The organism is Streptomyces sp. NPDC001339, from assembly GCF_042895955.1.
In the GTDB taxonomy this organism is placed as follows: domain Bacteria; phylum Actinomycetota; class Actinomycetes; order Streptomycetales; family Streptomycetaceae; genus Streptomyces.
The window spans coordinates 877,021-897,016 of sequence record NZ_JBIAWT010000001.1; the positions used below are offsets into that span (position 1 = coordinate 877,021).

The following is a 19,996-nucleotide window of genomic DNA, read 5'->3' on the forward strand; positions in this document are numbered from 1 at the left end:
GCACCAGCAGTACCTCGACAAGAACCCGGCGGGCTACTGCGGTCTGGGCGGGACGGGCGTCTCCTGCCCTGTGGGGGTCGCCAAGGCCGAGTAGGGGTGGCCAAGGCCGATAACTGAGCCTGTCTTAGAAGAACGACTTCAGGCCGGGGGCTGAAACGCGGTTGAGCATTTCCCGCTTTCAGCCCCCGGCAGTTTACGATTCCTTCCCGGAGGGACGGAATCGCGCGAAGAGAGCGATCACCAGGCCGACGGCCACTGCCCCTGCGACCACGGTAACCGGGCCGCCCTTGTCATCGAGGAAGCGAGGCAGACTGACGCTGATGATGACCGCGAGTACTACCGGCATCGTCAGCTTTGCAGGCAAGGTGGGGGCACCTCGCCTGAGCGTATATATTCCGCCAGCCGCGGCGAGAATTGCTCCTACCGTGGACACCGCTCCGCTCTGCATGTCGCCTGCTGACGCAGCTGAACCAGTTCGAGAAGCTGCGGGTGGTAATGGCCCCTGCGGCGGGTATCTCATTGCCATCCACACTCGTGAGGTTCAGCGTGGCCTCGTCGCCGTGCACTGCTCACTTCCCGGAAAAGACGTGCTTGCCACCCTTGACGGTGGTCGGAGCGACGTCCAGATCCTTTCCGCCGGCATCCTGTACGGCAAGCTCTCCCTTGGAGTTGACCGTTCGCGGTACCGGTCACAGTACCCAGGATGAGGCCAGACAGGGTCAGTACATTCGCTCACAACGCCGCTTAAAGGCTTCTTAAAAAGCATGCCATGCAGGGGGCGGCGTAAATTGCCCAGCCCTGGTCGCCTTGGAGGCGAATAAATGCATATTAGGCATAGGCGCCGCGGTGATGGCCGGGGCGGTTATGGCCGGGTCGCGCGGAAGCGGAAGCGGTTCTTGGTGAGGGTGAGGGTGGTGGCGGCGGGGTCGAAGCCGGCTGTGCGCAGTCGGGCGGGGAGGGTTTCGGGCGGGACCGGAACGTAGGTGTCGCCCAGGTGCATCAGGCGGAAGGCACGGCTTGCGCGGCCGTCGCAGCCTGCGAAGACACCGCCCGGGCGCAGCACCCGGTACGCCTCGGCGAAGAGCCGGTCCTGCAGCTGCGGCGACGGCACGTGATGCAGCATCGTGAAGCAGACGACGGCGTCGAAACCGGCGTCCGGGAGCGGCATCGCGGCGCCGTCGCCGTGCAGCACCTCGATCCGGTCGCCGTGTCGGGCATACGTGGCCCGCAGTCGCCGTGCCGCGTACTCGTCGACCTCGAGGAGGGTCAGCCGGCCGCCGACGCGACGCTCCAGTACCCGCGTCGTGGCGCCGTACCCGGGACCGATCTCCAGGGTTTCGGCGCCCAGTTGGACGCCTTCCAGGGCCCATGGCAGCAGGTCCTTCTCCACCGCACGGGCCCACAGGCGGGAGTTGCACACCCACTGGTGATAACGATTCATGGAGGGCATGGGGCGAGCGTAGGAAGCAGTGTGCGGTGACCACCAGGCGACAAGGGGACATGTTGTATCGCCAAACGGACAGACGCGGGGCGGACAGTCGCGGGGCGGACAGACGCGGGGCGGAAGGCGGAGGGGAAAGCGGGGCGGAAGGCCGTAGGGCGGGCGTGGAGGAGCACGTGGCGCCGGGCGGGGCGGTCGCCGGGGCGGCTGTGGCCGTGGGGAGCTTCGCGATGGCCGGCGGGCAGTGGTTCCAGCGCCATCGTCACGTACACCATCAACTGACCTGGGCGAGAAAGGGGGTTCTGGCCGTCCGGGCGGCCGGCAACACCTGGGTGCTGCCCCCCTCGATGGCGCTGTGGATACCGGCGGACACTCCGCATGCCACCGGCGCCGCGGGGCCGGCGCTCTTCCGGAGCTTGTACTACCTGCCGGAGCGCTGCCCGGTCGGCTGGCCGGCGCCCACCGTCGTCGGTGTCTCCCCGCTGCTGCGCGAGCTGATCTCGTACCTGGCGGACGAGACCCTGGAACCGGCCGCCCGCGAACGGGCCGAGGCCGTCGTCCTGGACCAGTTGCGCCCGGTGTCGGTGGCCACGGTGCAAGCACCGATGCCCCACGACCCACGGGCGCGCCGGGTCGCGGAGGCGCTGCGCGCCGATCCGGCGGACGGGCGGACGCTGGCCGAGTGGGGCGCCCGGGTGGGTGCGAGCGGCCGGACCCTGGCCCGGGCGTTCGTGGCCGACACCGGTATGCCGTACGGGCAGTGGCGCACCCGGGTCCGTTTGCAGGCCGCGATGCCGTTGCTGGCGGCCGGCGCCACGGTCGCGGCGGTCGCGGCGCGGGTGGGCTACGCCTCCCCGAGCGCCTTCGTCGCGGCCTTCCGACGGGCTGTGGGGGTGCCACCGGGGGCGTACTTCGGGCCGGTGGAGCCGTGAACGGTCCGCTGCGGCGCCCGGCCTTCCAGCTTTCCGGCCTCCCGGGAGGCTGCGAGGCCGGGAGGCCGGAAGGCCGGGCGAGCGTGACGGTCAGGTCAGCGCAGGGCGCTGCCCGCCACCCACTGCGACCAGTCCATGTTCCAGCCGTTCAGGCCATTGTCCGGCTTGACGGTGCGATCGGGGGAGTTGATCACCTCGACCACATCGCCGGTCTGCGAGTGGTCGAAGAACCAGGCGCCATCGGTCGTGGGGTCATCGGCGCCCTTCACGTCCTTCAGGCCGATGCAGCCGTGGCTGGTGTTGGCGTGGCCGAAGACTCCCTTGCTCCAGTAGTTGCCGTGGATGAAGGTGCCAGAGGCCGACAGGCGCTGGGCGTGCGGGACGTCGGGGATGTCGTATTCGCCCTTGCCGTTCTTCTTCTTGAAGCCGACCGTCGAACCGTCCATCCGCGTCTGCTGGAACCGCTCGGAGATGACCATCTTGCCGTTGTAGGTCGGGTTCTCGGTGCCGCCTGCCGAGATCGGGATGGTCTTGACGACCTCCCCGTCGCGCATCACGGTCATCCGGTGCGTCTTGACGTCGACGGTGCTGACCTGTGCGTGGCCGATATGGAAGCGGACGGTCTTGTTCTGCATGCCGGTGACACCCGGCGACGCCTGGACGCCGTCCAGGCCGAGCGCCATGGTGACCTCGGAGTTCGCCTGCCAGTAGCCCCGGGGGCGGAAGTCCAACCGGGTGTCGCTGAACCAGTGGCCGACGACCCGCTGGTTGCTGCTGGCTGAGACCTTGATCGCGGACTCGACGGCGGCCTTGTTCTTGACCGGCTTGTCGAAGTTGATCGACACCGGCATGCCGACGCCGACCGTCGAACCGTCCTCGGGCGTGAAGTTCCCGAGGAAGAGGTAGGGCGGGGTGGCAGTGGTGAAGCGGGAGTTCTCCACCGCCTCGCGCTCCTGGGAGTCGACCGCGTGCGCGGTGAGCTCGTACGTCGTCATGTACCGAAGGGCCCGGTCGGGCGTCCAGGAGGTGCCGTCGGCGGAGAGCGTGCCGCGGACCTTCTGCCCGGTCGCGACAGCGGTCATGGTGACGTCGGTGAGCCGGCCTTCGCTGACGGTGACCTTGGTGGCACGGTCGACACCCACGTTGGTGGCGCCGCCCTTCGGCGCGATGGTGATCTTGGCGTCCGACGTCCCCGTTGCGTCCTTGGCGTCCTTGGCGACCGCCTCGTCCACCTGCCGGGTGTTCTCGTGCCGCGTACCGCCCGCACCGCCGTCGTCACCGGCGCTGCCCTTGGCGGCCGCATAGCCGGTGCCGGACGCTGCCAGCGCGAGCACGCTCCCGAGCAGCGCGACGGCGGCTATGCGGTCCTTGCGGCGCTTGCTGTCCGTCATCACACGCATCTCCATTGCTACCGATTTCGCAGAAAATCCCCGAGCGAGCTGCCAACAGAACGCAGGCGTATCTGGACGCAGGCATTCCGGCCGACTCCCAGTGAACGCCTTTCCCGTGCCACTCGTTCCGTTCCTCCGAAAAGTGTGGGATAGGACACTTAGGTTCGTATTAGTGCACTTAGGTCACTTATGCCCCTCTTCTACGCCCTCCTCCTCTACGCCCTCCTCCTCTACGCCCCCTCTTCACGTGCGCTTCCGCCCCCCGTCGATCCGTCGATCGCACGTAGGTGGCCCCCGTGCGACAGATAACGAGCCGTACGGGGACCACAGCAGTGGGTGACCAGGCCAGGGGGGGCAGGGGGGTGGCCAGGGGGTGATCCGGGGTGATGGGTGAGCTGCGGGGCGGGCGGTGGGTACCGGTCAGCCCTCGGCGGCCGCGTCGTCGGCGAGCTCCCACTCCGTCGCGTCCCATTCGGCGTCGGGGTCGTAGTCGGTCAGCCCTTCGCTGCTCCACGACGCCTGGGCGAGTTCGGTGCCCGGTACGGCGGAGACCAGGTCGAACGGGTCGATCAGATGGGCCAGCGCCTCCGCCGGGTCCTCCGTGACGGCTTCCTGGGACCGTCTGCGCTCGTCGTCGGGCAGGGAGGGGTCGTCGTCGATGCGGTCGAGGGCGGCGCGGGTCAGCCGGTCCGCGTCGGTGACCTCCATGACCAGTTCGACATGAAGCCGCACAAAACGTGATGTCTCACCATTGCTCATAGCACGGAGGTTAGGACTGGATGGGGCCTGACTTCCCCGCGACCCGCGGCAGTTACTAACATCTGCGCTCAACAGCCAATTCGTCGAACCCACAAGGGGGATCGCTTCCGTGACCGCGCGACGACCACTCCTGACCGCCGCGACGGCGGGATCGGTGCTGTTCGCCTTGTGGTTCGTACCATCCGCCAATGCGATCGTGGGAATTGACGGCGCGAAAGATTCAGACGGTTCCGGCTTGAGGAAGGACGGTTCCGGCCTGAGGACGGACTCCGCGCCGGGCACACCGAAACTGGACGGCGGGCCGGGCCCGACGGGCCGCACGGGCGGCGGTGGTGCGGGGAGCGGCTCCTCCCCTGGCTCCGGCTCCACCGCCCCGCGGCGCTTCCTCGCCGACACCGGCGGCCCGGACACCACCCCGTATCTGGTCGGCGGTGCCGCCTGTCTCGTGCTCGGCGCCGGGCTGGTCGGCTACTCCGTACGCCGTACGCGCGGCGAGACGCACTGAAGGTCCCTGAAAATCACTGAAGGTCCCTAAATCACTGAAGGTCCCTAAATCGCTGAAGGTCCCTGAAGCGTCAAGGCGCTGAAGATCCCTGAAGCGTCAAGGCCCCGGATCTCGTGTGGATTCCGGGGCCCTGCACCGCACCGCGCTCGCTCCCTACGTCAGCTCCCCGGTGACCGCCTCCACAGCCGCCACCAGCTTGCCGTCCCGCACGAACGCGTACGCGCCCTCCAGGTCCGGCGCCAGGAAGCGGTCCTCGCCCGGGCCCTGTATGCCCTCGGCGCGCACCGCCTCCAGCACCGCGCGGGTGGCCGGGGCCGGGGTGAGGCCGTCGCGCATCTCGATGGCGCGGGTCGCCGCGTACAGCTCGACGGCGAGGATCCGGGTGAGGTTGTCGACGGCGGTGCGCAGCTTGCGGGCCGCGGACCAGCCCATCGAGACGTGGTCCTCCTGCATGGCGGAGGACGGGATGGAGTCCACCGACGCGGGCCCGGCCAGCCGCTTCAGCTCGCTGACCAGCGCGGCCTGGGTGTACTGGGCGATCATCAGACCGGAGTCGACACCGGGGTCGCCGGCCAGGAACGCGGGCAGGCCGTGGGAGCGGTTCTTGTCGAGCAGGCGGTCGGTGCGGCGTTCGGCGATGGAACCGAGGTCGGCCGCGGCGATGGCGAGGAAGTCCAGGACGTAGGCGACCGGGGCGCCGTGGAAGTTGCCGTTGGACTCGACCCGGCCGTCCGGGAGGACGACAGGGTTGTCGACGGCCGACGCCAGCTCGCGGTCGGCGACCAGGCGGGCGTGGTCGAGGGTGTCCCGGCCGGCGCCGGCGACCTGCGGGGCGCAGCGGATGGAGTAGGCGTCCTGGACGCGCGGGGCGTCGTCCTGGTGGTGACCGGTGAAGCCCGAACCGGCCAGTACCTTCAGCATGTTGGCGGCCGAGGCGGCCTGCCCGGGGTGCGGGCGGATGGCGTGGAGCTCGGGTGCCAGGACCTTGTCGGTGCCGAGCAGGGCCTCCAGGGAGAGGGCCGCGGTGATGTCCGCCGAGGTGAACAGCCGGGCCAGGTCGGCGCAGGCCATCACGAGCATGCCGAGCATGCCGTCGGTGCCGTTGAGGAGGGCGAGGCCTTCCTTCTCGCGCAGTTCGACGGGCGCGATGCCGTGTGCGGCGAGCAGTTCGGCGGCCGGCCGGACGACGCCGTCGGGGCCCTCCGCCTCGCCCTCTCCCATCAGCGTCAGCGCGCAGTGCGAGAGCGGTGCGAGGTCGCCGGAGCAGCCGAGGGAGCCGTATTCGTGGACGACCGGGGTGATCCCGGCGTTGAGTATGGCGGCCATCGTCTCGGCGACCAGCGGGCGGACGCCGGTGTGCCCGGAGGCGAGCGTCTTCAGCCGCAGGAACATCAGCGCGCGGACGACCTCGCGCTCGACGCGTGGGCCCATACCGGCCGCGTGCGAACGCACGATGTTGCGCTGGAGCCGGCCGCGCAGTTCAGGACTGATGTGGCGGACGGCCAGCGCACCGAAGCCGGTGGAGACGCCGTAGACGGGGTCGGGCTTGGCGGCGAGTTCGTCGATGAAGGCGCGGGAGGCGGCGAGGGCCGCGAGGGCCTCCTCGGACAGCTCGATCCGGGCCGCGCCGCGGGCCACCGCGACGACGTCCTGTGCGGTCGTGCCGGACGTTCCCAGCACCACAGTGTGCATATCCATATTCAGGCACCCTAGAGACTGAATCGCCGAATGTGTAGGTGCTTCACCTCCGGAAGCGCGGCCGTTGCCGTATGTGCGGGAGCTTCACCTCCGGAAGCGCCGCCGTTGCCGGATGTGCAGGGGCTTCACCTCCGGAAGCGCCGCCGTTCGGGACCCACCCGCCGGTCCGGGGCGTCCGCGAGCCGTACGACAGGGTCATCCTCGCCGCCGTGCCGGCCGGCCACCACCGGCTCGGCCGAGCCCGCCGCCTTGGCCTTGTACTGGGCGGCGTCCGCGAGCCGGAAGAGCCGGCGGGCGCTGCGTACCGGACCAATCGGGTGACCGGTCGAGGCGACCCCCACCGCGACCCCCTCCCCGAGGTCCAGCTCCCCGGCCCGGTCACACAGCTCTTCGGCCACCTTGACCACCTCGTCGGCCGACGGGCCCACCGCGAGCAGACAGAACTCGTCACCGCCGAGCCGGGCGGCGAGCGCACCGGGCAGCATCGCACCGCACAGCGACAGCAGCGAGCCGAACCGTTCCAGCAGCCGGTCCCCGACCGCATGGCCGCGCGAGTCGTTCACCCGCTTCAGACCGTTCAGATCGCACACCACCAGGCTCACCACCGCCTCGTCGGCGCGGTGCTGCTCCAGCGCCTCGTCCAGCCGCATATCGACCGCGCGGCGGTTGGCGAGCCCGGTCAGGGCGTCGGTGAACGCCAGCCGACGGGCCTCCGCCAGCCGCTCGGTCTGCGCGATACCGGCGGCCGTGACGGCGGCGAGGACGCTCGCGAACTCGGCGTCCGCCCGGTCGAAGAGCGGCTCGCCGGTACGCCGGGCGACATACAGCTCGCCCCACGCCCGGCCGTGCAGCAGAATCGGCGCGACCACACAGCAGGCCCGGCCGCGGCGGCGCAGCGCGGCCACCCGCTGCCGGTTGTACGGGCCGCCGCCGCGCACCGCTCCCGGCGCTCCGGACGGGAGGCTCCCCGGGCCGGCGTCCGGGGGAGGGTCCCCCTCAGCCGTCTCCACCCAGGCGCTGGGCTCGCCGCCACCGGCCCACTGCTCGTGCAGGAAGCCGACGATCTCCGGAAACTCATGGACCGGGTAGCTCTCGTCCGCCGGGAACTCCTCCTCGTCATCGGCGAGTTCGCCGACGTTGACCAGCACCCGCAGCTTGCCCAGTTCGCGCTCCCATTTCGAGATCGCCGCGAAGGAACCGCCCAGGGCCTGGCGCACACCCTGCGCCGCGGCGTGCGCCGATTCGTGCGGGGTGTGCGCGGCCGCCATCGACTGCGCCAGTTCCACTACGGCCCGCAGCCTCGCATCACCCTCGCCCGTCACCGGATCCTCACATTCCGTCACCGCGAGCCGTCACTATGAGCACGCTCTGTAGTACAGCGTAGGAATGTTTAACCCCTTTCGCCCCTTTCGGCGTGGGATTGACACCTGGGCGTTATCTGCGCCCTCCATGTCATCCGCCACGTCATCCGCGTCACGGCTGGTGAGTACGGATCCGTCCGCGAGGGCGACGGGACGACTACGTTACGTGACCGGCTCTACGAGGCCACCTCACTCAGGGCCACCCCGAGGCCGCCCCGAGGCCGCCCCACAGCCCGGCCGGAGGTCGCCCCAGAGCCCGGCCAGAGGCCACCCGGGGTCCGGCCAGAGGCCGCCCGGGGCCCCGGTTCTCACTCGCCGGGCCACTCCGGGTCCCGCTTCTCGTTGAACGCCGCGACGCCCTCCGCGCGGTCGCCGGAAAAGGCCACACTGCGCCAGGCGCCGTCCTCCAGCTCCAGACCGGCCCGCAGATCGAGGCCGTGCCCCAGCCGCATCGCGCGCTTGGCGGCGCGCAGTCCGACCGGCGAATTACGGGCGATCCCGGTCGCCAGCTCCAGCGCTTCGGCCCGGTCCTGCCCGTCCGCGACCAGCCGGTCGACCAGGCCCAGCGCCACGGCTTCGGCCGCCGGCACCCGACGCGCGGTGAAGATGAGCTCGGCGGCCCGCGCCGCGCCCACCCGACGGGGCAGCAGCTGGGTGCCCCCGCCACCGGGGATCACTCCCACCGACACCTCCGGCAGGCCGACCACCGCGGTCTCGTCGGCGACGATCAGATCGCAGGCCAGCGCCAGCTCGAAGCCGCCACCGAGCGCGAAGCCGTGCACCGCGGCGATGGTCGGCATCGGCAGCTCCAGTACGCCGGTGTAGGCGGCGCGGGTGTGCGGGCGCTGGCGCAGCAGATCCGCGTCCGTGAAGGAGTTGCGCTCCTTGAGGTCGGCGCCCACGCAGAACGCCCGCTCATGGGTGGAGGTGAGCACCACCGCCCGCACGGAACGGTCCGCGGCCAGCTCGGCGCAGGCCGCGGACAGGGCGTCAGCCATCGCCGTGGAGACCGCGTTCATGGCCTTGGGGCGGTCCATGACCAGCTCCGCGACAAAGCCGTGGCGCTCGATACCGACCCATTCGTCCGTGCCGAACCGCTGCATTGAGCCCTCCCTGATGTCCCTGGATGTCCCTGTCCACTGCCCTTGTCAACGCAGTCCACTGGGCCACTGGCCACTGCCCATTGCCCTTGTTAACGAACGTTGACCTGCCTGACGGGGATCATGTCAGGTCGACGCCCGCGGCGACAGGACGGGAACGGGACGGGAACGGGGACAGGAACGGGACGGGAACGGGGTGGGAGCGGTCAGTCCCGCCGGGTCAGCAGCCACGGCTCCACGACTCCGAGGCCACGCACCGGCCGCTGCCACATCGGCTGCAGCGCAAAGCGGTAAGGCGGCGGCTCGGCACCGATGCCCTCCTCGGCGGCCTTCTGCGCGGCCGCCGCGTCCGCCTCGGAGACCGGGGCGTCACCGGTCCGGCCCAGCTCCTCCGCGAACGCCTCGTCCACCAGCACGGTGTCCTTGGGCGCTATCGACGTCAGCCGACTGGCCAGATTGACGGTCGTACCGAAGACGTCGCCCATGCGGGTCGCGACCGTGCCGAACGCGATGCCGACCCGCAGCTCCGGCATCGTCTCGTCATGGGCCAGTGTCTCGATCAGCCGCAGCCCGATCTCGGCGGCGATACCGGCGTCGTCCGCGGAGAAGAGGACCTCGTCGCCGAGGGTCTTGATGAGCCGGCCGCCATGCGCGGCCACCAGGTCGGCGGCGGTGGTCTCGAACGCCTCGACCAGCTCGCCCAGTTCCTCCTCCTCCAGGCGACGGGTCAGACGGGTGAAGCCCACGAGGTCGGCGAAACCGACGGCGAGCCGGCGGTCGACCATCTCGGCATCGTCCTGGGCCTGTACGACCCGGCCGGTGGCGGCGGCGAGCTGGCGCCGCCAGACGTACACGAGGAACTCCTCGAGCTCGGGCAGGAGCAGCTCGACCAGCGGATAGGTGATCTCCGTACGGGTCAGACCGGAATCCTGGGGCTCGGTCAGCCCCTCCAGGAAGGAGTCGATCTGCCAGTCGGCGAGGCGGGCGGTGGTCTGGCCCGTGGACCGGGCGACCTGCACGGCCATCGCCTCGCTGAGCAGCCCGGCCTCGACCAGACCGGCGAGCCGGCGCAGCGCCAGCACATCGGCCTCGGTGAGCGCCTTGACCTGGCCGATGTCGGCGAACCCCATGGCCCGCCAGAAGCGCGCCGCGAGGTCCATCGACACACCGGCGCTGCGGGCCGCCTGGAACGGCGTATAGCGGCGGTCGGAACCGAGGATGAGCTGTTCGAGGCGGATCGCGATGCTGTCGTCGCCCTCGTCGACGCCGGGATCGGCGGCCTCCTCCGGGTCGCCGCCCGCAGGACCGTCGCGTACGGCCTCGTCGCCGGCCTCCTCCGGATCGCCCGCAGGGGCGTCACGTACTGCTTCGCCACCGGCCGCTGCCGGGTCGCCCCCGGGGGCGTCGTGTACGGCCTCGTCCTCGGTGTCCACGTCGCGCGGGCCGGCGCCCGAGTCGTCGGCGGTCACCGGCCGCTCCCTGTCCGATCCCTGCGCACTGCCCTTCCGATCACTTCTCGCCGGTCGTCCGCTCCCTGACGGACCGCCTCAACGATACGGCAGGTGTGCTCTGGCTCACTCTCATATATCGGCCCTGACCACGGAAGAGATGTGAACGCTTCCCCTAGGGAGCGGTCGAACGGATCCCGTAAGGGTCGCAAGCGCCCCCTGCGGGGCCACAACCAGCGGGGGCCAGGCGGTATTCCAGCGACTCGCCCCGCTCGGCACACTCGGCCTGCTCCCCGTGCTCGGCACACTCGGCCCGCTCCCCGTGCTCGCCCCGCTCGGCCCACTCGCCCTGCTCGGCCCACTCGGCCCGCTCACCCTGGTCGTCCTACTCGCCCTGGGCGCCCCGCTTGGCCCGCTCGGGCCGCTCGCCCCGCCTGGTTCGCTCGCCCTGACGGGGACCCGCTCGCCCTGATCGGGGACATGGGGAACATGGTCGGGGACATGGGGGACATGGTCGAGGCCACCACGCGTCAGCACCCAGGGCTCACAAGGGGCGTCCCCTGGCACCCGGAGCGCACGAAAGACGGCCCCCGGCGCTCGGAGCTCAGCAAAAGCTCAGCCTCGGCACCCCGGGGCCCATCCCCCAGCACCCGGGGCTCAGGAGGAGCAATCCTGGCGCCCGGGGCTCACACGGGGAGACTCGCCGGCACCGGGGAGCACAAGGGAGCGCCCCCTCTCGCCCACGGCGCGCGACGAACAGACCGCCAGACGGCCAGACCGCCAGACCACCTACGCCCGGAGCACATGGCATGCCGCCCGCACCCGGCGCACACAACAGGGCCCCGCCCCCGGCGCACACAACAGCGCCCCACGCCTGGAGCGCACGGCAGGGCCCCACGGCCCCGCACCCCACGAGGCCTCGCACCTCAAGCCCTCACACCCCACGAAGCCTCACACCTCAAGGCCCCACACCCCACGACGCCCCACACCCCACGACGCCTCACACGCCACGAGGCCTCCCACGCCAAGGCCTCACACCCCACACCCCATCGCCCCACCCCCGGAGCACACGGCCGACTCCCTCACGGATCGGTGCCCCGCGCCGGGCGGAGATGGATGATGTCGCCCGCTCCCACAGGCTCCTGTACGCCGTCCGCAGTGGCCACGACGAGGCGGCCGCCACCGTCGATGGCCACGGCCTCCCCGACGATCTGCCGGTCCCCGGGGAGTTCGGCGCGTACCGAGCGGCCCAGGGTCGCGCAGCCCGCCGCGTAGGTCTCCTGAAGTCCGCCGGCGGCGGGGTCGCCGTCGGCCGTCTGCCACTCGCCGTACCAGTGCTCCAGGGAGCGCAGGACGGCGCGCAGCAGCGGATCGCGGTCGGTGGTGACGGCACCGGCCAGGGCCAGCGAGCCTGCGGTGGGGACGGGGAGTTCGGCGGCGGTCAGGCTGACGTTCAGCCCGATGCCGATGACCACACCGTCGCCGGCGCGTTCCGCGAGGATGCCACCGGTCTTGCGTTCCTCGCCCCCGACCGTGACCAGGACGTCGTTGGGCCACTTGAGCGCGGTGTCGACACCCGCCGTACGGGACAGCGCGGTGGCGGTGGCGACGCCGGCCAGCAGCGGGAGCCAGCCCCAGCGCTCCTGGGGGACGCGTGGTGTGAGGTAGACGGAGAAGAAGAGGCCCGAGCGCGGGGGCGCCGACCAGGTCCGGTCGAGGCGGCCCCGGCCGGCGGACTGTTCCTCGGCCACCAGGACGGCGCCCTCGGGCTCGCCCTTGGCCGCCCGGTCCGCCAGATCGGTGTTGGTGGAGCCGGTGACGGGAACGACATCGACGGCGCTCCACAGGCTCCCGGGGCGCACCAGGGCCCGGCGGAGCGCGGTGACGTTCAGCGGAGGGCGGCCCAGATCGCTCCAGCGACCGGCTTCTTTGTCCCGGTTTCCCGGCGGTTGAGGCGTCATGGGGCCAGCCTAGGTGTGGTCAACGACGCAGTGCCGCTGAGCAGCCCCGCCGATACGCTACGAAGCGGTAGCCAAACCGCATGACTCGCAGCACCCGAAGTACCGGAAGTACCCGCAGCACCAGCAGCACCCGAAGTACCCGCAGCACCCCTAGTACTCCCCTAGCACTCGCACCACCCGTCATGCCCGTACGGCGCTCCCCCGCGCCCCTACGCACCCGACTACGGCAGCACGAGCCCGTACCACCCCCAGTCAGTACGCGCAGTCCAGGACGAGCAGGAGCCGCATCCCGATGTCCGAGCCGGAAGCAACCGCTTTGAACAATTCAGGCAGCCACACCACCGCGGGCAAACTGGCCGATCTGCAGCGACGGGTCGAGGAGGCCACGCATGCCGGTTCCGCCCGCGCCGTGGAAAAGCAGCACGCCAAGGGCAAACTGACGGCGCGTGAGCGCATCGATCTGCTGCTGGACGAGGGTTCGTTCGTCGAGCTGGACGAATTCGCCCGGCACCGGTCGACCAGCTTCGGAATGGAGCGCAGCCGCCCTTACGGCGACGGCGTGGTGACGGGCTACGGCACCGTCGACGGACGCCCGGTGGCGGTCTTCTCGCAGGACTTCACGGTCTTCGGCGGCGCGCTCGGCGGTGTCTTCGGCGAGAAGATCGTCAAGGTGATGGACTTCGCGCTGAAGACCGGCTGCCCGGTCGTCGGCATCAACGACTCCGGCGGCGCGCGCATCCAGGAGGGCGTGGTCTCCCTGGGCATGTACGGCGAGATCTTCCGCCGCAACACCCATGCCTCGGGTGTGATCCCGCAGATCAGCCTGATCGTCGGCCCGTGCGCGGGCGGCGCGGTCTACTCCCCCGCCATCACCGACTTCACGGTCATGGTCGACCAGACCTCGCACATGTTCATCACCGGTCCGGATGTCATCAAGACCGTCACGGGTGAGGACGTCGGCTTCGAGGAGCTGGGCGGGGCGCGCACCCACAACACCACCTCGGGCGTGGCGCACCACATGTCGGGCGACGAGAAGGACGCCATCGAGTACGTCAAGGGCCTGCTGTCCTACCTGCCGTCCAACAACCTCTCCGAGCCGCCCGTCTTCCCCGAGGAGGCGGACCTGACGACCTCGGACCACGACCGCGAGCTGGACGCCCTGGTCCCGGACTCGGCCAACCAGCCGTACGACATGCTCACGGTGATCGAGCACGTCCTGGACGACGGCGAATTCCTGGAGACCCAGGCGCTGTTCGCGCCGAACATCGTCACCGGCTTCGGGCGGGTCGAGGGCCATTCGGTCGGCGTGGTCGCCAACCAGCCGATGCAGTTCGCCGGCACCCTGGACATCAAGGCCAGCGAGAAGGCCGCCCGTTTCGTGCGGACCTGCGACGCATACAACATCCCCGTACTGACCTTCGTGGACGTCCCCGGTTTCCTCCCTGGCACGGACCAGGAGTACGACGGGATCATCCGCCGCGGCGCCAAGCTGATCTACGCATACGCGGAGGCCACGGTCCCGCTGATCACCGTGATCACGCGGAAGGCGTTCGGCGGCGCGTACGACGTCATGGGCTCCAAGCACCTCGGCGCGGACCTGAACCTGGCCTGGCCGACGGCGCAGATCGCGGTGATGGGCGCGCAGGGCGCGGTGAACATCCTGCACCGCCGCACCCTGGCCGAGATCGAGGACCCGGCCGGGCAGGACGCGCGGCGCCAGGAGCTGATCCAGGAGTACGAGGACGCCCTGCTGAACCCGTACGTGGCGGCCGAGCGCGGCTACATCGACGCGGTGATCATGCCGTCCGAGACACGCCGGCACATCGTCCGGGGGCTGCGCGCGCTGCGCACCAAGCGGGAGGCCCTGCCGCCGAAGAAGCACGGCAACATTCCGCTCTAAGGGGTCCGAGGGATCCGTCCAAGGGGTCCGAGGGATCCGTGAGATCCGAAAGATCCGTGGGGTCCGACGGTTCAGCGAAGGAGGCCTTCTCGATGATCAAGGTTGTACGGGGCAACCCCACACCGGAGGAGCTGGCCGCCGCACTGGCGGTGGTTCAGGCCCGGGCGGCAGCGGTGAACGCCGTCGCCCCGGGGAGCCCGGACCACGGCGGCGAGTGGTCGGATCCGGCAGCCACGATCCCGGCCCGGGCGCGGCTGCCGCACCCGGGGCCGCGGGCCTGGCGGACCAGCTTCTGGCCGCGCTGACCCGGCCGGCCATCCCGCCGCATCAGGCCGGCCGCGCCCGCCCGCTCAGAGCGGCCATGACCGCCGGATCTGACCGGCCATGCCCGCCGAGCCAGATCGGTGCATGATGCACTGACTAGTCCTTCGGACCGCGGCGCCTGAGTACGCGTACTCAGGCGCCGCGGTGTGTACCGGGCACAGGATCGATACATGCTGTGGTCCGATCCGCCCGATGAGCCGCCTGAGGAGCTGCGCGACGTGCAGGCCAAGCTCCGCCGGGTGGGCATCGTGCTGGCGGTGGCCGCGGTAGTGCTGATGCTCCTGCTCGCCGCGAGGTGGCCCGCCCCGGGCGACAGGGCGCCGGGGTACTGCACCGAGGCCACCGCTGAGGCCACCCGGACCGGACGAGGTGACGCTCACAGTTCTCCGCCCTCTTGCAACCAGAGCCGCCGTATACGCATCTTTCACTCTTGAAGAGCGCAATTCGGGCGTCGGGCCGCGGGGCCGGCGCTGCCGATGGGGAGTGGGAGAACATGAACAGGCCGCTGAGGCATATAGCCGTCTTCTGCGGGGTGCTGGTGCTGGCCCTGCTGGTGCGGGCGACCTGGGTCCAGTTCGTCCAGGCCGACGAGCTCGCCAATGACTCCAACAACCGCCGCGTCAAGATCGAGGCGTTCTCCTATCCGCGCGGCAACATCATCGTCGACGGCCAGCCCGTCACCGGCTCCACGACCACCTCCGGCGACTTCAAGTACAAGCGGACGTACAAGGATGGCGCGATGTACGCGCCGATCACCGGCTTCGCCTCCCAGGGCATCGGCGTCTCCTTCCTGGAGGCGAACTACAACAAGCTGCTCAGCGGCAAGGACGACCGCCTCGCGCTCAACCGCGCCAAGGACATCCTCACCGGCGAGAAGCCGCGCGGCGGCGACATCCTCACCACCATCAACGGCAAGGCCCAGAAGGCCGCCTACAAGGCCCTGACCGACCTCAAGGCCAAGGGCGCCGTGGTCGCTCTCGACCCCCGCAACGGCAATGTCCTCGCGATGGCCTCGACCCCGTCGTACGACCCGTCCGCCTTCGCCGCCATGGGCGACGCCTCCAAGTTCGCCGAGCTCGACAAGGACAAGAGCAAGCCGCTGAGCAACCGCGCCCTGCGCGAGACCTACCCGCCCGGCTCCACCTTCAAGATCCTCACCGCCGCCGCGGCCCTGGAACACGGCGTGATCAGCGACATCAACGCCAAGACCGACGCCCCCGCCCCGTACCAGCTGCCGCTGAGCACCATGAAGGTCGGCAACGACGTGAAGGGCGCCCCCTGCGCGAACGCGTCCCTCAAGACCGGCATGCAGTGGTCCTGCAACAACGTCTTCCTCGACACCGCGCTCAAGGTCGGCAAGGACAAGATGCGCGAGACAGCCGAGAAGTTCGGCTTCAACTCGGAGATCTACGACAAGGACCTCGGGGACCTGAAGGCCAGCAAGAGCCTCTACCCGGAGAAGCTCGACAAGCCGCAGACCGCGATGACCGGTATGGGACAGGGCAGCCTGACCAGCACCCCGATGCAGATGGCGATGGTCACCGCCGCCCTCGCCAACGACGGCAAGCTGATGATGCCGCACGTCGTCGACGAGCTCCGCGGCCCGGACCTCTCCACCATCCAGAAGTTCGAGCCGAAGCAGATGTCCCAGGCCGTCTCCGCCGACACCGCGAAGAAGGTGCAGGAGATGATGGAGTACACGGTCAACGAGGGCACCGCCTCCAAGGCCAAGATCGACGGCGTGACCGTCGGCGGCAAGACCGGTACGGCCCAGCACGGCGTCGACGTCAACGACGAGCGCCCCTACGCCTGGTTCGTCTCCTACGCCAAGCAGGCCGACGGCACCTCCCCCATCGCGGTCGCGGTCTTCGTCGACCCCAAGGACATGGACATCGACCGCGACGAGATCGCCGGCGGCAAGCTGGGCGGCCCGATCGCGAAGGCGGTCATGGAAGCGGTCCTGAAGAAGTAAGAAGCGGTCCTGAAGAAGTAACCGGACAGCAGGAGTGGTCGGACAACCACGGAGTGGTCGGACAACCACGTGCAGTACGCAGGCTGCGGCCGGGGCGCCCACCAGGCACTCCGGCCGCAGCCGTAGTACGGCCTCTCCTACGATGGCGAACATGACCGAACAGTCCCAGTCCCCGTCCCCCGCCCTCTCCTCGCCCTCCCCCGGCCCGCGCCGCCTCGTCCTCGCCTCCGCGTCCCCGGCGCGGCTGGGCCTGCTGCGCCAGGCCGGGCTCTCCCCCGAGGTGATCGTCAGCGGAGTGGACGAGGACGGGCCCACCGCCGACACCCCCGGTGCGCTCGCCCGCGTCCTGGCCGAGGAGAAGGCCGCCGCGGTCGCCGCCCGCCCGGAGGCCGCCGACGCCCTGGTCATCGGCTGCGACTCGGTCCTGGAGCTGGACGGCCGGGCGCTCGGCAAGCCCGCCGACGCCGAGGACGCCACCGCCCGCTGGAAGTCCATGCGCGGCCGCTCCGGCATCCTCCAGACCGGCCACTGCGTCATCGACACCGCCACCGGCCGCCAGGTCTCGGCCACCGCGGCCACCACGGTCCGCTTCGGTGAGCCCACCGACGCCGAGATCGCCGCCTACGTCGCCAGCGGCGAACCCCTCCATGTCGCGGGCGCCTTCACCCTCGACGGCCGCTCCGCCCCCTTCATCGACGGCATCGACGGCGACCCCGGCAACGTCATCGGCCTGTCCCTGCCGCTGCTCCGCCGCCTCCTCGCCGACCTGGACGTCGCCCTCACCGATCTGTGGGCCTGACCCTGGCACGATGCCGGGGGACGACCACTGGAGAACGACCACCAGCGCTCGACGGGACAAGGGCCGAAGCGGCACCCCGATTCACCCGCGATTCACCCGCGGTCCGTAAAGATCCGTAAAGATCCGTAAGCCTGTAAAGCAGTTGGCGTGCGGCCGTAGGCTCCGCCTATGGCAACCGTCGCAGAACTGATCAGCTACCCCGTCAAAGGCTGTGCCGGCACCCCGGTGCCGGAGGCGGAGCTCACCCGGGCCGGTCTGGCGCACGACCGCACCTTCATGGTCGTCGGAGCGGACGGCGTCTTCCGCAGCCAGCGCACCGACCCCGCCCTGGCGCTGATACGCCCCGATGTCGACCCCGGCGGAACGCACCTCACCCTGTCCGTCCTCGCCACACCCGGTCTGCCCGCACACAGACCGTCCGCACACGGACTGTCCGCACCCGGACCGTCCGCACCCGGTCTGTCCGCAGCCGGTATCGAGCCCCTGACGTGCGAGATCACATACGGCTCCGGGACCGCCGCCAGGGCCGACGTCGAGATGTTCGGCACGCCGTACCGCGCCGTCGACCAGGGAGAGGCCGCGGCCGGCTGGCTCTCCGAGGTGCTCGGCGCGCCCAGCCGGCTGGTCCGCGTACCGCCGGAGCACGACCGCGTCACCGACGGCCTGACCCCCGGTACCTCCGGCTTCGCCGACAGCAGCCCGGTCCACGCCATCTCCCTGGCCTCGCTCGACGACCTCAACTCCCGTATCGCCGCCGCCGGAAGGGCGCCGCTGCCGATGAGCCGGTTCCGGCCCAACATCGTGGTGGACGGCTGGGAGGAGCCCCAGACGGAGGACCGCGCCCGGCGGATCACGGTCGGCGGCTGCGAACTGGGCTTCGCCAAGCTCGCCATCCGCTGTGCCGTCACGCTGGTCGACCAGCTGACGGGCACCAAGGCCGGGCCCGAGCCGCTGCGCACCCTCGCCTCCTACCGCCGGGTGCCCGAGGGCGGTGTCGCCTTCGGCTCGAAGTTCTCCGTTCTGGAGCCGGGAAAACTGGCGGTGGGCGACGCATTCAACGTCACGGCGTGGGGAACCGATTGATCCGATACGACCCGATCAGCCAGATCGGCCGGATCAGTCCTGCCCGCCTCACGAGGAGTGCGTAGATGCCCAAGATCCTGCTCATCGCCGGCGACGCCACCGAAGACCTGGAGTTCTTCTACCCGTACCAACGTCTGCTGGAGGAGGGCTACGAGGTCCGGATCGCGGCTCCGTCACGCAAGAAGCTGCAGTTCGTCGTCCATGACTTCGTCGACAACTTCGACACCTACATCGAACGCGAGGGCCACTCCTGGCCGTCCGACCTCGCACTGTCCGAGGTCGACCCGGCCGAGTACGCCGCGCTGGTCCTCCCGGGCGGCCGGGCGCCCGAGTACCTCCGCACCAACGCCGACTTCCGGCGCGTCGTGACCCACTTCTTCGACGCCGACAAGCCCGTCGCCCACATCTGCCACGCGGCCATCACCCTCGCCCCCCTCGGCGTTCTCAAGGGCCGCCGCACCGCCGCGTATCCGGCCTGCGCGCCGGACGTGGAGATGGGCGGCGGCACCTTCGTCGACGGCTCGGCGGTGGTGGACGGCAAGGTCGTGTCCGCCCGCGCGTGGAACGACCACCCGGAGTGGATGCGGGCGTTCATCGACGTCCTGCGGAAGTACGCGCCCGTGAAGGGCTGAGGCGAACGCCCGTGAAGGGCCGAGGAGGAAGCCCGTGAAGGGCTGAGGAGGAAGCCCGGCCGGTCAGACGGCGCCCGGCGCCGCCGGCCGCGGACCGCGCGGACTGTCCGCTCCGTGCGGACTATCCGATCCGCACGGTCCGTACGGTCCGTCCGATCCGTACGGTCCGTCCGGCCCCTGCCGGGAGCTGTCACCGGCCGGGTTCCCGCCGCTCCCGTCACTCCCGCCGCTCCCGTCGCCCCCGCCGTCGTGTGCGGCCCCGTGCGCGCGTCCCTCCCCGTACGCCACCAGGGTGAGCACGATCATCCCCAGCACGACCATCATCGCCAGGAACGCGACCCAGCCGACCAGGCCGACGGAGAACGCGCCCAGCAGGCCGTGCACCACCGCCGCACTGATCAGCACGATCTTGGCGAAGCCGCCGGGGGCGCGGTCGCGCACGGCGGTGCGGATCAGGATGACGGCGCAGCACAGGAGGTAGAGGCCGAAGAGGCCGCCGGCCACCCACGAACCGGTGGACATCGCGCGGGGCTGCAGACCGGCCAGCGACATCTGCTGCTTGTCCACGACGATGCTCAGGATCCAGTTGAGCAGCACGATCCCGCACGCCTCCAGGATCAGTACCACCGCCGCGGCCAAGGCCACCGGTCGTCGCGCCACCACCGTCCACCCCACTTCCGCTGCTACCCC

At 70.5% G+C, this 19,996-nt stretch carries 18 protein-coding genes and 2 pseudogenes; 11 read left to right on the forward strand and 9 right to left on the reverse strand.

Annotated elements, in window-relative coordinates:
• Position 1 precedes the first annotated feature (1 nt).
• A pseudogene (locus ACFY12_RS03670) lies at positions 2–94 on the forward strand (peptide-methionine (S)-S-oxide reductase); the annotation flags it as partial.
• 768 nt (positions 95–862) lie between these two features.
• Here ACFY12_RS03670 and ACFY12_RS03675 read toward each other — a convergent pair.
• Entirely contained in the window at positions 863–1,450 is a 588-nt protein-coding gene (locus tag ACFY12_RS03675; protein WP_390714042.1) for a class I SAM-dependent methyltransferase, read from the reverse strand.
• Between the two features lie 221 nt (positions 1,451–1,671).
• Here ACFY12_RS03675 and ACFY12_RS03680 point away from each other — a divergent pair, with 221 nt between their 5' ends.
• Positions 1,672–2,373, forward strand: a complete 702-nt coding sequence (locus tag ACFY12_RS03680; protein ID WP_390714370.1) for an AraC family transcriptional regulator — start codon at positions 1,672–1,674, stop codon at positions 2,371–2,373.
• A 95-nt stretch (positions 2,374–2,468) separates the two neighbouring features.
• Here the strand turns inward: ACFY12_RS03680 and ACFY12_RS03685 are convergent, their stop codons facing one another.
• Positions 2,469–3,764 (reverse strand): Ig-like domain-containing protein, encoded by a 1,296-nt coding sequence (locus ACFY12_RS03685; protein ID WP_390714043.1) that lies wholly within the window; start codon positions 3,762–3,764, stop codon positions 2,469–2,471.
• Positions 3,765–4,184: 420 nt separating this feature from the next.
• The gene (locus tag ACFY12_RS03690) at positions 4,185–4,523 is read right to left on the reverse strand and encodes a hypothetical protein (RefSeq protein ID WP_390714044.1); all 339 of its coding nucleotides are present in this window, start codon (positions 4,521–4,523) and stop codon (positions 4,185–4,187) included.
• Positions 4,524–4,632: 109 nt separating this feature from the next.
• Here ACFY12_RS03690 and ACFY12_RS03695 point away from each other — a divergent pair, with 109 nt between their 5' ends.
• On the forward strand, positions 4,633–5,028 hold the full coding sequence (locus ACFY12_RS03695; protein ID WP_390714045.1) for an LAETG motif-containing sortase-dependent surface protein: 396 nt from the start codon (positions 4,633–4,635) through the stop codon (positions 5,026–5,028).
• A 153-nt stretch (positions 5,029–5,181) separates the two neighbouring features.
• On the opposite strand, the gene hutH is transcribed toward ACFY12_RS03695, so the two are convergent.
• The 4 genes from hutH to ACFY12_RS03715 all read right to left on the reverse strand — a co-directional run bounded on the left by hutH (position 5,182) and on the right by ACFY12_RS03715 (position 10,656).
• Positions 5,182–6,726 (reverse strand): histidine ammonia-lyase, encoded by a 1,545-nt coding sequence (gene hutH, locus ACFY12_RS03700; RefSeq protein ID WP_390714046.1) that lies wholly within the window; start codon positions 6,724–6,726, stop codon positions 5,182–5,184.
• Positions 6,727–6,851: 125 nt separating this feature from the next.
• On the reverse strand, positions 6,852–7,994 hold the full coding sequence (locus ACFY12_RS03705) for a diguanylate cyclase domain-containing protein (RefSeq protein ID WP_390714371.1): 1,143 nt from the start codon (positions 7,992–7,994) through the stop codon (positions 6,852–6,854).
• Positions 7,995–8,395: 401 nt separating this feature from the next.
• On the reverse strand, positions 8,396–9,190 hold the full coding sequence (locus ACFY12_RS03710) for an enoyl-CoA hydratase/isomerase family protein (RefSeq protein ID WP_390714047.1): 795 nt from the start codon (positions 9,188–9,190) through the stop codon (positions 8,396–8,398).
• Positions 9,191–9,393: 203 nt separating this feature from the next.
• Entirely contained in the window at positions 9,394–10,656 is a 1,263-nt protein-coding gene (locus ACFY12_RS03715; protein WP_390714048.1) for an adenylate/guanylate cyclase domain-containing protein, read from the reverse strand.
• Positions 10,657–10,930: 274 nt separating this feature from the next.
• Here ACFY12_RS03715 and ACFY12_RS03720 point away from each other — a divergent pair, with 274 nt between their 5' ends.
• Positions 10,931–11,107: a hypothetical protein gene (locus ACFY12_RS03720; RefSeq protein ID WP_390714049.1), complete on the forward strand. Its 177-nt coding sequence runs from the start codon at positions 10,931–10,933 to the stop codon at positions 11,105–11,107.
• Positions 11,108–11,717: 610 nt separating this feature from the next.
• Here ACFY12_RS03720 and ACFY12_RS03725 read toward each other — a convergent pair.
• Positions 11,718–12,596, reverse strand: coding sequence for a biotin--[acetyl-CoA-carboxylase] ligase (locus ACFY12_RS03725; protein WP_390714050.1), 879 nt, complete (start codon positions 12,594–12,596; stop codon positions 11,718–11,720).
• 292 nt (positions 12,597–12,888) lie between these two features.
• Here ACFY12_RS03725 and ACFY12_RS03730 point away from each other — a divergent pair, with 292 nt between their 5' ends.
• The 7 genes and pseudogenes from ACFY12_RS03730 to ACFY12_RS03760 all read left to right on the forward strand — a co-directional run bounded on the left by ACFY12_RS03730 (position 12,889) and on the right by ACFY12_RS03760 (position 19,306).
• Positions 12,889–14,496, forward strand: coding sequence for an acyl-CoA carboxylase subunit beta (locus ACFY12_RS03730; protein ID WP_390714051.1), 1,608 nt, complete (start codon positions 12,889–12,891; stop codon positions 14,494–14,496).
• Positions 14,497–14,588: 92 nt separating this feature from the next.
• On the forward strand, positions 14,589–14,801 hold the full coding sequence (locus ACFY12_RS03735) for an acyl-CoA carboxylase epsilon subunit (protein WP_390714052.1): 213 nt from the start codon (positions 14,589–14,591) through the stop codon (positions 14,799–14,801).
• A gap of 189 nt (positions 14,802–14,990) precedes the next feature.
• Positions 14,991–15,116: pseudogene (gene mmpB, locus ACFY12_RS03740) on the forward strand (morphogenic membrane protein MmpB); the annotation flags it as partial.
• Between the two features lie 197 nt (positions 15,117–15,313).
• Positions 15,314–16,792, forward strand: coding sequence for a peptidoglycan D,D-transpeptidase FtsI family protein (locus tag ACFY12_RS03745; RefSeq protein WP_390714053.1), 1,479 nt, complete (start codon positions 15,314–15,316; stop codon positions 16,790–16,792).
• A gap of 151 nt (positions 16,793–16,943) precedes the next feature.
• Positions 16,944–17,591 carry a Maf family protein gene (locus tag ACFY12_RS03750; RefSeq protein WP_390714054.1) on the forward strand — a complete coding sequence of 216 codons (648 nt, stop codon included), beginning with the start codon at positions 16,944–16,946 and terminating at the stop codon, positions 17,589–17,591.
• A gap of 168 nt (positions 17,592–17,759) precedes the next feature.
• Positions 17,760–18,674, forward strand: coding sequence for an MOSC domain-containing protein (locus ACFY12_RS03755; protein WP_390714055.1), 915 nt, complete (start codon positions 17,760–17,762; stop codon positions 18,672–18,674).
• 65 nt (positions 18,675–18,739) lie between these two features.
• Positions 18,740–19,306 carry a DJ-1/PfpI family protein gene (locus ACFY12_RS03760; protein WP_390714056.1) on the forward strand — a complete coding sequence of 189 codons (567 nt, stop codon included), beginning with the start codon at positions 18,740–18,742 and terminating at the stop codon, positions 19,304–19,306.
• Positions 19,307–19,369: 63 nt separating this feature from the next.
• Here ACFY12_RS03760 and ACFY12_RS03765 read toward each other — a convergent pair whose 3' ends face one another.
• A complete protein-coding gene (locus ACFY12_RS03765; RefSeq protein ID WP_390714057.1) occupies positions 19,370–19,966 on the reverse strand; it encodes a hypothetical protein in 597 nt (198 codons plus the stop codon).
• Positions 19,967–19,996 lie beyond the last annotated feature (30 nt).